At 71.7% G+C, this 11,167-nt stretch carries 11 protein-coding genes and 1 riboswitch; of the genes, 7 read left to right on the plus strand and 4 right to left on the minus strand.

Translation table 11 applies throughout. The annotated features are described in order from the left end of the window. The first annotated feature begins 1 nt into the window (after position 1). Positions 2 to 793, plus strand: coding sequence for a hypothetical protein (locus ACIOD2_RS13950; RefSeq protein WP_400537584.1), 792 nt, complete (start codon positions 2 to 4; stop codon positions 791 to 793). Here ACIOD2_RS13950 and cobN read toward each other — a convergent pair. Further along, entirely contained in the window at positions 757 to 4,347 is a 3,591-nt protein-coding gene (gene cobN / locus ACIOD2_RS13955) for a cobaltochelatase subunit CobN (RefSeq protein ID WP_400537586.1), read from the minus strand. The two genes, ACIOD2_RS13950 and cobN, sit on opposite strands and share 37 nt — an antisense overlap. Before the next feature lie 50 nt (positions 4,348 to 4,397). Next, positions 4,398 to 4,473, minus strand: a riboswitch (cobalamin riboswitch). Positions 4,474 to 4,619: 146 nt separating this feature from the next. Here cobN and ACIOD2_RS13960 point away from each other — a divergent pair. Both ACIOD2_RS13960 and ACIOD2_RS13965 read left to right on the plus strand, forming a co-directional pair. Further along, a complete protein-coding gene (locus ACIOD2_RS13960) occupies positions 4,620 to 4,790 on the plus strand; it encodes a hypothetical protein (RefSeq protein ID WP_400537588.1) in 171 nt (56 codons plus the stop codon). Continuing rightward, entirely contained in the window at positions 4,787 to 5,539 is a 753-nt protein-coding gene (locus ACIOD2_RS13965) for a hypothetical protein (protein ID WP_400537590.1), read from the plus strand. Before ACIOD2_RS13960 ends, ACIOD2_RS13965 begins: the two co-directional genes overlap by 4 nt. Here the strand turns inward: ACIOD2_RS13965 and ACIOD2_RS13970 are convergent. From ACIOD2_RS13970 to ACIOD2_RS13980, 3 genes are read right to left on the minus strand one after another with little or no spacing between them, the layout of a single operon-like run. Then, the gene (locus ACIOD2_RS13970; protein ID WP_400537592.1) at positions 5,536 to 5,769 is read right to left on the minus strand and encodes a helix-turn-helix transcriptional regulator; all 234 of its coding nucleotides are present in this window, start codon (positions 5,767 to 5,769) and stop codon (positions 5,536 to 5,538) included. The two genes, ACIOD2_RS13965 and ACIOD2_RS13970, sit on opposite strands and share 4 nt — an antisense overlap. Before the next feature lie 3 nt (positions 5,770 to 5,772). Beyond that, a complete protein-coding gene (locus tag ACIOD2_RS13975) occupies positions 5,773 to 6,624 on the minus strand; it encodes an ABC transporter permease (RefSeq protein WP_400537594.1) in 852 nt (283 codons plus the stop codon). Beyond that, positions 6,621 to 7,547 (minus strand): ABC transporter ATP-binding protein, encoded by a 927-nt coding sequence (locus ACIOD2_RS13980; RefSeq protein WP_400537596.1) that lies wholly within the window; start codon positions 7,545 to 7,547, stop codon positions 6,621 to 6,623. Before ACIOD2_RS13980 ends, ACIOD2_RS13975 begins: the two co-directional genes overlap by 4 nt. Positions 7,548 to 7,655: 108 nt before the next feature. Between ACIOD2_RS13980 and ACIOD2_RS13985 the strand changes: the two genes are divergently transcribed. Genes ACIOD2_RS13985 through ACIOD2_RS14000 form a run of 4 tightly spaced genes read left to right on the plus strand, consistent with a single transcriptional unit; the run spans position 7,656 to position 11,143 of the window. Beyond that, positions 7,656 to 7,970, plus strand: a complete 315-nt coding sequence (locus ACIOD2_RS13985) for a DUF6191 domain-containing protein (RefSeq protein WP_400537598.1) — start codon at positions 7,656 to 7,658, stop codon at positions 7,968 to 7,970. Positions 7,971 to 7,974: 4 nt separating this feature from the next. Continuing rightward, positions 7,975 to 9,039: a precorrin-3B synthase gene (locus tag ACIOD2_RS13990; RefSeq protein ID WP_400537599.1), complete on the plus strand. Its 1,065-nt coding sequence runs from the start codon at positions 7,975 to 7,977 to the stop codon at positions 9,037 to 9,039. Further along, positions 9,036 to 9,659 (plus strand): precorrin-8X methylmutase, encoded by a 624-nt coding sequence (locus ACIOD2_RS13995; protein ID WP_400537601.1) that lies wholly within the window; start codon positions 9,036 to 9,038, stop codon positions 9,657 to 9,659. The genes ACIOD2_RS13990 and ACIOD2_RS13995 overlap by 4 nt, the downstream gene beginning before the upstream one ends. Continuing rightward, positions 9,656 to 11,143: a precorrin-2 C(20)-methyltransferase gene (locus ACIOD2_RS14000; protein WP_400537603.1), complete on the plus strand. Its 1,488-nt coding sequence runs from the start codon at positions 9,656 to 9,658 to the stop codon at positions 11,141 to 11,143. The genes ACIOD2_RS13995 and ACIOD2_RS14000 overlap by 4 nt, the downstream gene beginning before the upstream one ends. Positions 11,144 to 11,167: the final 24 nt, after the last annotated feature.

Below are 11,167 nucleotides of genomic sequence, written 5' to 3' on the forward strand. Positions count from 1 at the left end.
GGTGAGCAACCCTGACGACTTGCCACGCACGCCGATGTCACGGCTGCTCGAGGAGATCTCGTGGGACGGCCGCAGCGTGTCCAAGTACCGCGATGGCGGCCGTGGCAAGGAGAACGTGCTGACGGCCGAGGTGCTGACCGCGTTGGACTACCTGCCCCGCGACGCCTACCTGGCCAACGTTCTCCGGCACGCGCACGGCCCTTCGGCCGCGGCCGAGCTGGCCGCCGCCGAAGCCGAGGCCGCGGAGATCATCTTCCTTCCTGAAGAGATCGCCCTCAATCCCGCGGCCAAGAGCGGCAGCCAGTTGATCGTGCAGCCGGATGCGACGATCACCTCGCCGAGCACCGTTGTGCTTCTAGAGGCGAAGGCCATTCGCGCGGGCACGTTCGGGCCGGAGCAGCTGGCTCGCGAATACCTCGCGGTCACCGCGATGGCCGGGCGCCGCACGCCGCTGCTGCTGCTCGTTCTCGGGACGCCGCCGCCCGTCAAGATCCGGGGCGGACGGGTGCGGCTCGACGTCACCGACGCCATCCTCGCGAACCTCGAAGACATCTATCGACGAGCCGCACCTCATCCCTGGTCACTCGGTGAGCTGCGCCAACGAGTCGCCGCGTGTTATGCGTGGCTGACCTGGACCGAACTGGCCGAGCTGGTCATCGCTGAACACGCTCTTGGCCGTCACTCCGGCACCTTCGCCGCGGGGACCGTCGATCGGCTCGTCGACACGATCGAACGGGCCGTCAAGTGGCACGGTGGTCACTCCGACTCGAGATCGCCCTCCAGGGACAGGTAGACCTCACGCATCTGCGCCAGCAGCTCGGGGTCCGGTTCCTCCCACAGCCCGCGGTCCGCCGCCTCGTTCAAGCGCTCCACGATGCCGCGCAGCGCCCACGGGTTGGCCTGGCGCAGGAACTCCTGGTTCGTTTCGTCCAGTACGTACGACTCGGTCAGCTTCTCGTACATCCAGTCGCCGACCACGCCGGCCGTTGCGTCGAAGCCGAACAGGTAGTCCACCGTCGCCGCCAGCTCGAACGCGCCCTTGTAACCGTGGCGCCGCATCGCCGCCAGCCAGCGGGGGTTCACCACGCGGGCGCGGAACACCCGGGCCGTCTCCTCGCCCAGTGTGCGGGTGCGGACGGCGTCGGGTGTCGTGCTGTCGCCGACGTACGACGCCGGGGCCGTGCCCGTCAGCGCGCGGACCGTGGCGATCATGCCGCCGTGGTACTGGAAGTAGTCGTCCGAGTCGGCGATGTCGTGCTCGCGAGTGTCGGTGTTCTTCGCCGCCACCACGATCCGCTTGTACGAGCTCTCCATGTCCTCGCGCGCCGGCCGCCCGTCGAGGTCGCGGCCGTACGCGAAACCGCCCCAGACCGCGTACACCTCGGCGAGGTCCTTGTCGTCGCGCCAGTTGCCGGACTCCATCAGGGGCAACAAGCCGGCGCCGTACGCGCCCGGCTTCGAGCCGAAGATCCGGGTGGTCGCGCGCCGGTCGTCGCCGTGTGCGGCCAAGTCGGACGAGACGTGTGCTCGGACGAAGTTCTCCGCGAGGGGCTCGTCCAAGCCCGCCACCAGCCGCACCGCGTCGTCCATCATCGTGATGACGTGCGGGAAGGCGTCGCGGAAGAAGCCGCTGATGCGGATCGTGACGTCGATGCGCGGGCGGCCCAGCTCGGACAGGGGAATCGCCTCGATGCCCGTGACGCGCCGTGACGCCTCGTCCCACACCGGCTGGACACCCAGCAGCGCCAGGACCTCCGCGGCGTCGTCGCCCGACGTGCGCATCGCCGACGTGCCCCACACCGACAGCCCGACCGAGCGCGGCCAGTCGCCGGTGTCCTCGCGGTAGCGGCGCAGCAGCGAGTCCGCCAGCGCCTGCCCGGTCTCCCACGCCAGCCGGCTCGGGATCGCCTTCGGGTCGACCGTGTAGAAGTTCCGCCCGGTCGGCAGCACGTTGACCAGCCCGCGCAACGGCGATCCGCTCGGCCCGGCCGGGATGTAGCCGCCGTCCAGCGCGTGCAGGATCGCGTCCAGCTCGCCCGTGGTCGCGGCCAGCCGCGGCACGATCTCGTTCGCCGCGAACTCCAGGATCAGCTGCACCTGCTCGTCGGGGCCGCCCAGCTTGTCGTCGATGATGCCGCGCACCGCCGTGACGTCCCAGGAACGCCACTCCATCGCCTCGACCAGCGAGCGGGCCGTCTTCTCGATCTTGTCCACTTCGGACGTCGGCGCGTCGGAGTTCTCCTTGAGCCCCAACGCCGATCGCAACCCGGGCAGCGCGCCCTGCTTGCCGCCCCAGACCTGCTGCGCGCGCAGCATCGCCAGCACCAGGTTGACGCGCGCCTCGCCGGTGGGCGCCGCGCCGAGGATGTGCAGGCCGTCGCGGATCTGGGCGTCCTTGACCTCACACAGCCAGCCGTCGATGTGCAGCAGGAAGTCGTCGAACTCCGCGTCGTGCGGCCGCTGCTCGATGCCGAGGTCGTGGTCCAGCTTCGCGGCCTGGATGAGCGTCCAGATCTGCGCGCGCACGGCGGGCAGCTTGGCCGGGTCCATCGCCGCGATGTTCGCGTGCTCGTCCATCAGCTGCTCGAGGCGCGCCATGTCGCCGTACGACTCGGCGCGCGCCATCGGCGGGATCAGGTGGTCGACGATCGTCGCGTGCGCCCGCCGTTTCGCCTGCGCGCCCTCGCCGGGGTCGTTGATCAGGAACGGGTAGACCAGCGGCAGGTTCCCGAGCACGGCGTCCGGCGCGCACGACGCCGAGAGGCCGGCCGTCTTGCCCGGCAGCCATTCCAGCGACCCGTGCTTGCCCAGGTGGACGACGGCGTGCGCGCCGAACTCCTCCTCCAGCCAGCGGTAGGCGGCCAGGTAGTGGTGGCTCGGCGGCAGGTCCGGGTTGTGGTAGATCGCGACGGGGTTCTCGCCGAACCCGCGCGGCGGCTGGATCATGATGATCACGTTGCCGCTCTTCAGCGACGCCAGCACGATGTCGCCGTTGTCGACGTACAGTTGGCCGGGCGCGGGACCCCAATGCCCTTCGATGCCTTCACGCAGTTCCGCGGGCAGCGCGTCGAACCACTCCTGGTAGCGCGCGGCGGGCACTCGGATCGGGTTGCCGGCCAGCTGCTCCTCGGTCAGCCACTCCGGGTCCTGGCCGCCTGCGGCGATCAGCGCGTGGATCAGTGCGTCGCCGTCGGGCTGGTCGGTGCCGGTCGGCTCGACACCCGGGAAGGTGTCCTCGCCCAGGTCGTAGCCCAGCTCGCGCATCCGCCGCAGCAGCTCGATGGCCGACGCGGGGGTGTCCAGCCCGACCGCGTTGCCGACGCGCGAGTGCTTCGTCGGATACGCCGACAGCATCAGCGCGATGCGCCGCTCCGACGTGGGCGTGTGCCGGAGGCGCGCGTGGGCCAGGGCGATCTTCGCGACGCGGGACGCGCGCTCGGCGTCCGGGAGGTAGCGCGGCAGGCCGTCTTCGTCCAGCTCCTTGAACGAGAACGGCACGGTGATCAGCCGCCCGTCGAACTCCGGGACGGCCATCTGGTTGCCCGCGTCGAGCGGTGAGAGGCCGTCGTCACTCGCCGCCCACGTCTCGCGGTCGCTGGTCAGGCACAGCGCCTGCAGGATCGGGACGTCGAGCGCGGCCATCTCGGCGACGTCCCAGGCCTCGTCGTCGCCCCCGGCACCCACCTCGGACGGCTTCGTGCCGCCGGCCGCGAGCACGGTGACCAGCAGCGCGTCGACCTTCCCCAGCTCGGCCATCATCTCGGGCTCGCGCGTCCGCAGCGACGCGGTGAAGATCGGCAACGCGCGCCCGCCGGCCGCCTCGATCTGGTCGGCGAGCGTGTGCACGAACGCCGTGTTCCCGGACAGGTGGTGCGCCCGGTAGTAGAGGATCCCGACGAGCGGGCCGTCCGCGCGCGTCGAGGGCCGCTCGAGGATGCCCCAGCCGGGCTGCTCGGCGGGCGGCTCGAAGCCGTCGCCGGTGAGCAGGAGCGTGTCGGAGAGGAACCGGTGCAGCTGCGTGAGGTTCGCCGGGCCGCCCTGCGCGAGGTAGGCGTGGGCCTCGGCGGCGATGCCCGCCGGGACGGTCGAGAGCTTCATCAGCTCGGCGTCCGGCGTCTGCTCCCCGCCGAGGACGACGACGTGCGCGCCCGACGCCCGCAGCGTGTCGAGGCCCTCCTGCCAGGTCCGCGGGGTGCCGAGGATGCGGACGACCACGATGCGGACGCCGTCGAGCAGGCCCGGCAGCTCGGCGAGGTCCAGCCGTGACGGGTTCCCCAGCCGGAATTCGGCGTCGCACGAGCGCGCGCTGAGCAGGTCGGTGTCCGAAGTGGACAGAAGCAGGATCACGAGGTTCCTCCTCGGGGTCCGCGCCCCGGGTAGTACGGGCGCGCCGGCCGGAGTTCCTGGCTCCCCGGAGAGCGGGGCTCTCCGGTGACAGTGGCGGGACCGCCCCGGACTCTCACCGGGTTCCTCCACCTGCCGACGCGTGGGTATCGGACTCACTCTCCGGTGCGCCCGGGCGTGGCGTCAAGGTGACGTGTACGGCTATGGTGGGAGCAGCGCATCGACCGCCGCGCCGGGGTGGGGATCCTGTCAACCGGGCGGTCCGAGGAGTTCACGTGACCACCGTTCCGTGGGGGTTCGTGGCGTTGACGCTCATCCTGCTGGCCTGGACCGCGGGAATCGTCCTGGCGCTGGTCCACAAGATCCTCGCGGCACCCGAGCGCGACATCCGCGTCCGGATCCGCGTCGTCCCCTGGCCCCGGGTGGAGATCGACGTCAAGCGGTGAGCGGCTCACGATCCGGCGGTGTGGACTCCCTGCTGCGCGGCTTCACGGCCGCGCAGTCGGCTCGCCAGCCGTACCGCGTGCCCACCCCGGCCGAGCTCCGGACCGCCGAGAGCGCGTTCGCCGCCTTCCTCGACCACCGGTCCCACGACCTCGGTGAGCTGGGATTTTCCGTCGAGGGTGACACGCTGGCGGTGCAGGAGCCGGGCACCGAACGCGCCTGGGGGCTCTACGCGGTCGACCGGTCGGCGCCACCCTCGCTGGTCGTCGAGGTGCCGCACGCGTCGTCCGACCTGCGGACCGACCGGATCGGGCTCGCGCTCTTCCGGCAGGTGCCCGGGGCCGTCCTCACGATCTGCGGCGCCCACCGCCGCCGCGAGGATCCCGCGCACGAGACCCGCAGCGTCTTCCACGTCGTGACGACGCTGCTCGCCCGCCGCGGCCTGCCGCAGGTCCAGCTCCACGGCTTCGGCGACACCACCCTGACCTCGGCCGACGTCGTGCTCTCGGCCGGCGCCGCCGAGGCCGGCGACGCGGCCCGCCGGGCGGCCGACCGGTTCGCCGCCGCCGGTTTCCGCGTCTGCCGGGCCTGGGACGAGCCCTGCCGCGGCCTGGCCGGGACGACGAACGTCCAGAGCCAGGCCGCCGCGGGCACGCCGTTCCTGCACGTCGAGCTCAGCCGGACGGTCCGCGAGACCCGCCGGGCCGACGTCGTCCGCGCACTGCTGGACGCCGACCTCCGCAAGCCCTAGGCGGACCGCTCTCCCAGGCGCGGGAACGGCTTCGTCGAGAACAGGATCTCGACGTTGACCTCGAAGAAGTCCGCGATCCGCAGCGCCAGGTAGAGGCTCGGGCTGTACTCACCGCGCTCGAGGTAGCCGATCGTCTGGTAGTGCACGCCCAGCGCGTCGGCCAGCTCGCGGCGCGAGATCGACCGTTCCGCGCGCAGCATCGCGATCCGGTTGTAGACGACCTCGCTCATGACTCACCCCACACGCTGCATGGCCTTCTCCCGGCGCTGCGCCAACGACGAACCCGCTTCCCGCCGCGCCATGCGGCGCAGCAGGACCGGGGCCAGCGCCAATCCGATCACGGCCCACGCGGCGAGCACGCCGAGGGTCGGCAACGTCCGCCACGACTGGCCGATCTCGACGACCACGGTGCCCTCCGGCAGCAGCGCCGAGCGCATGCCCAGGCCCAGCCAGTACATCGGGAACACCTGGCCGATGTACTGCACCCACACCGGCAGCGCCGTGATCGGGTAGAAGATCCCCGAGATCGCGCCCAGCCCGAGGATCGGCATCGTGATCAGCCCGATCGCCCGGGGGCTGCCGGCGAGCGACCCCAGCGCGGCCCCGAGCGGCAGGGTCGCGACCAGCCCCAGCGCCAGCACCCACACCAGGTGCAGGTACGACCAGGCACCATCGGGCGCGAGCGAGGGGTAGAGGAACAGGCACGGGACCAGCGTCAGCAGCATGCCGGTGACCTGGGTGAGCGACACCGACGTCGTCTTGCCCGTCAGGTAGCCGAGCATGCCGTTCGGGGTGGCCTTCGCGCGCAGCAGCGTGCCGTCTTCGCGCTCGACGGCCAGGTAGCCGGCCGAGCTGCTCAGCCCGCTGAAGACGATCCCGGCGCCGAGGACACCGGGCACGCTGGCCGCGCCGAGCGAGAACCCGGTGCCGGGCAGCGTCGCGTGGCGCATGAAGAACAGCGCGCCGAGGAAGAGCACGACGAAGACGAACTGGCCGATCACGTCGTCGGGGTTGGTCCAGGTCTGCTTGAACTCGATCCAGCCGCGCTCCAGTCCGGAGCGCACAGCGGCGGTCCTGGGGTTCATCGTGCACCCGCTTCCTGGAGGCCGAGCTCGGTTTCGCCGCCGGCTTCGGCGCGGTGGACCAGTGTCATGTAGGTGTCCTCCAGCGACGCGCGGCGGACTTCGAGGTCCGCCACCGCTTCGCCGTGCTGCTTGAACAGGTCGTGGACGTACTTCGTGGCCTCGGTCGTCGAGTGGACGAACCGCTGGCCGCCGACCGTCCAGCGGACCTCGGCCTCGCCGGCGATCTGCCGGCTGAGGGCGTCGGCCGAGCCGTCGGCGATGATCCGGCCGCCGTTGAGGATGAGGATCCGGTCGGCCAGCTTCTCGGCCTCGTCGAGGTCGTGCGTGGTCAGCAGGATCGTGGTGTCGAGCTCGTCGGACAGGCGGTGCACCAGCTCGTGGAACTCGCGCCGGGCCTCCGGGTCGAAGCCCGCGGTCGGCTCGTCGAGGAACAGCAGCTCGGGACGGCCGACGATGCCGATCGCGACGTCGAGGCGCCGCCGCTGGCCGCCCGAAAGGTTCTTGATCTTCTTCTGCGCGTGCTCGGTGAGCCCCACCGTCGCGATCAGCTCGCCGGTGTCCCACGGCCGCGGGCTCGACGGCGTCGAGTACGGCGCGTAGTACCGGCCGAGGTGGGCGAGCAGCTCGCGGACGCGCCACTTCCCGTGGTCGCGCCAGGACTGGAGCACGACCCCCAGGCGTGCCCGCCAGTCCTCGCCGCCGTGCGCCGGGTCGACGCCCAGCACGCTCACCTCACCCGCCGACCGCATCCGGAAGCCCTCGAGGATCTCGATCGTCGTCGTCTTGCCCGCGCCGTTCGGCCCGAGCAGGCACACGACCTCGCCCCGGTACGCCTCGAACTCGACGCCGTGCAGGACGTCGTTCGCGCCGTAGCGCATCCGCAGCCCGCTCACGCGGACAACGGCGTCCCCTGGATCTCTCATGGTCTGACCCCCATCTGACTGATGTGATGAAATGTAGCACACCTACTACATTTGAAATGACTTCTGCTGCACCCGGAACTTGACCGGCGGTCATCCGGTTCGCGGGGCATGGGAACTTGGCTGGGGCTGGCCCTTCCGGGCGGCGTGGTGATCCTGCTGGTCATGGCCGCGATCGAGCTGCGGCCGCGCAAGAGCGGCTCGCGGTTCAAGGCGCGGCTGTCCGCGACCTACGTCGAAGAGACCACCGCGTTCCTCTACGGCACCAAGCGGCGTGAGCTGGAACACCGGGAAACGATGTCGATGCTCGTCGAGCAGGACGCCGACGGCGCGCCTCCCCGGCGTGACGTGGACCTGGACGCCGGAACCGCCGTCCTGCGCCCGCGTCCGGCCCCTCGGGAGCCGGGGAACCGCGAGTTACAGTGACCTCATGCCGACCCCCGCGCGTGTGCGAGCCGACGCGTGCCCCGGTGTTTTCGCCACTCACGACGCCGCCGACGGCCCGTTGGCGCGGGTCCGGCTGCCGGGCGGTGCGGTTTCCGCCGCGCAGCTGCGGGCGCTGGCCGACTGCGCCCAGTTGTGCGGCGACGGCGACCTCCACCTCACCTCGCGGGGCAACGTCCAGCTGCGTGGAGTCACCCGGCCCGGCCTCGCCGCCCGGCTGACCGACGCGGGCCTGCTGCCGTCGCCCTCGCACGAGCGGGTCCGGAACGTGCTGGCCTCGCCGCTGAGCGGGCTTCACGGTGGCCTTGCCGACGTCCGCGGGCTGGCCTCTTCGCTGGATCTTGTCCTGTGCTCGACCCCGGAGCTGGCGTCGCTGCCCGGACGGTTCCTCTTCGCTTTCGACGACGGCCGCGGTGACGTCGCCGGGGAAGGTGCCGACGTCTGCTGGCGCGCGACCGGCCCGTCGTCAGGAACCTTGCTGCTCGCGGGGGGCGACACCTTCCGCCGGGTGGCGCGCGCCGACGCCGTCTCGGCGCTGATCGACGTCGCGCTGGAGTTCCTCCGGGTGCGCGGGTCCGCGTGGCGCGTCGCCGAACTCGACGATCCGGCGTGGCGCGGAACGCCGGTTCCCCGCGCCGACGTTTCGGTGCCGGTGGGGATGATCTCCGGGTCCGCTGCGGGCGTGGTCCCGCGGTTCGGGCAGCTGTCGGCCGCCCAGGTGCGCGCGCTGGCGTCCTTCGGGCCGGCGGTGGTCACGCCGTGGAAGTCTCTGGTCCTGCCGGATGTGCCCGCCGATGTCTTCGAACGGCTGGGTTTCGGCGGCGAGGCGCTCGGGACCAGCGCGTGCACCGGACGTCCGGGCTGCGCGAAGTCGCGCGCCGACGTCCGCGCCGACGCCGTGTTCCGGCCCGGCCTGCGTGCCCATTTCTCGGGCTGTGAACGGCGGTGCGGCCGGCCGTCACAGTCCCATGTGGACGTTGTCGCCGAGGCGGGCGGCTACCGGGTCGACGGCCGGTGGGTGCCGTTCGAAGAGCTGAAAGGAACGCTGTGATCGACTACCTGCGGGACGGTGCCGAGATCTACCGGCACTCGTTCGCCACGATCCGCGAGGAGGCGGACCTGGCGATCCTGCCCGACGACGTGGCCGGCCTGGCGGTCCGGATGATCCACGCCTGCGGCATGGTCGATCTGGTCGACGACCTGCGTTACACCCTCGACGTCGTCGAGTCCGGCCGCGCCGCGCTCGAGGCGGGCGCGCCGATCCTGTGCGACGCGCAGATGATCGCGAGCGGCGTCACCCGGCGTCGGCTGCCCGCGGGCAACGACGTCATCTGCACGCTGTCGGACCCCAGCGTGCCCGGTCTTGCCGAGCGGATGGGCACCACGCGTTCGGCGGCGGCGCTGGAACTGTGGCGTGACAAGCTGCCCGGCTCGGTCGTCGCGATCGGCAACGCCCCGACGGCGTTGTTCCGCCTGCTGGAGATCCTCGGCGAAGGCGTCGGCGCGCCCGCGGCGATCATCGGTGTGCCGGTCGGGTTCGTCGGCGCGCTGGAGTCCAAAGTGGAGCTGGCGCGGAAGGCGCCCGCCCCCTACCTGGTGGTGCACGGACGTCGTGGCGGCAGCGCGATGGCTGTGGCCGCGATCAACGCGTTGGCGAGCACCGAAGAATGACCGGCACGCTGTACGGCGTCGGGCTCGGCCCCGGCGACCCGGAACTGATGACGGTCAAGGCGGCGCGGCTGATCTCGGAAGCCTCGGTGATCGCGTACCACTGCGCGCGGCACGGCCGGAGCATCGCGCGATCGGTGGCCGAGCCGTACCTGCGTGAGGGGCAGGTCGAGGAGAAGCTCGTCTACCCGGTCACGACCGAGACGACCGACCACCCGGGCGGCTACGAAGGCGCGATCGCCGACTTCTACGAGCTGAGCGCGAAACGGCTGGCCGAGCACCTGGACGCGGGCCGCGACGTCGTCGTGCTGTGCGAAGGCGACCCGTTCTTCTACGGCTCGTACATGTACATGCACGAACGGCTTTCCGGCCGGTTCCCGGCGGTGGTCGTGCCCGGGGTGACGTCGGTGAGCGCGGCGTCGTCGGTGCTCGGACGGCCGCTGGTCCAGCGTGACGAGGTGCTGACGATCCTGCCGGGCACGCTGCCCGCGCCGGAACTGGCGCGTCGCCTGGCCGACACCGACGCGGCGGCGGTTCTGAAGCTGGGCCGGACGTTCGGCTCGGTGCGGGAAGCGTTGGCGGAGGCCGGAAAGCTCGACGACGCGTTCTACATCGAGCGGGCAACGTGGGGGGAGCAGCGGATTTCGCCGTTGGCCTCGGTGGATCCGGCTTCGGTGCCCTACTTTTCGCTGGCGTTGCTGCCCTCGCCGGCTTACGCGTCCCGCCAGTCTCCCGTCACTGCTTCTCCTGAGGCTGCCTCGGGTGGCGAGGTGGTCGTCGTCGGCCTGGGTCCGGCGGGCCCGGAGTGGCTGACCCCGGAGGCTTCGGCGGAGCTTGCGGCGGTCGACCACATCGTCGGGTACGGCCCGTACGTCGCGCGGGTGCCGCAGAAGGCGGGCCAGCAGCGGCACGCGTCGGGCAACCGGGTGGAGGCGGACCGGGCTCGCGATGCCCTGGCGCTGGCTTCGGGTGGTTCCCGGGTGGCGGTCGTGTCCTCGGGCGACCCGGGGGTGTTCGCGATGGCGTCGGCGGTACTGGAGCAGGTGTCCTCAGGCCACGGCGCGGGGGTGCGCGTCCGGATCGTCCCGGGCGTGACGGCGGCCCAGGCGGCGGCGTCCCGGGTGGGCGCACCGCTGGGCCACGACTACTGCGTGCTCTCGCTGTCGGATCGGCTCAAGCCGTGGGAGATCATCGAGAAGCGCCTGTCCGCGGCGGCGGAAGCGGACCTGGTGCTGGCGCTGTACAACCCGGCGTCCCGCACCCGCACGACCCAGCTGGCGGATGCCCGCACTGTCTTGCTGCGGCACCGCACCCCGTCGACCCCGGTGGTGGTGGCCCGGGACGTGGGCGGCCCGGAGGAGGACGTCCGGATCACCACGCTGGGCGAGCTGGAACCGTCCACAGTGGACATGCGCTGCCTGCTGATCGTGGGCTCTTCGCGGACCCGCGCGGAGAACGGCATCGTCTGGACGCCCCGGAGTTACTGAAAGCCGTGAAGGCCACCTTGAGGG

It is taken from the genome of Amycolatopsis sp. NPDC088138, assembly GCF_044741685.1.
Lineage (GTDB): Bacteria > Actinomycetota > Actinomycetes > Mycobacteriales > Pseudonocardiaceae > Amycolatopsis.

Excerpts from the sequence above, each read along its gene's own strand:
- ACIOD2_RS13970 (WP_400537592.1), bottom strand. The coding sequence starts at position 5,769 with ATGAGCGAGGTCGTCTACAACCGGATCGCGATGCTGCGCGCGGAACGG.
- ACIOD2_RS13975 (WP_400537594.1), bottom strand. The coding sequence starts at position 6,624 with ATGAACCCCAGGACCGCCGCTGTGCGCTCCGGACTGGAGCGCGGCTGG.
- ACIOD2_RS13980 (WP_400537596.1), bottom strand. The coding sequence starts at position 7,547 with ATGAGAGATCCAGGGGACGCCGTTGTCCGCGTGAGCGGGCTGCGGATG.
- ACIOD2_RS13985 (WP_400537598.1), top strand. The coding sequence starts at position 7,656 with ATGGGAACTTGGCTGGGGCTGGCCCTTCCGGGCGGCGTGGTGATCCTG.
- ACIOD2_RS13990 (WP_400537599.1), top strand. The coding sequence starts at position 7,975 with ATGCCGACCCCCGCGCGTGTGCGAGCCGACGCGTGCCCCGGTGTTTTC.
- ACIOD2_RS14000 (WP_400537603.1), top strand. The coding sequence starts at position 9,656 with ATGACCGGCACGCTGTACGGCGTCGGGCTCGGCCCCGGCGACCCGGAA.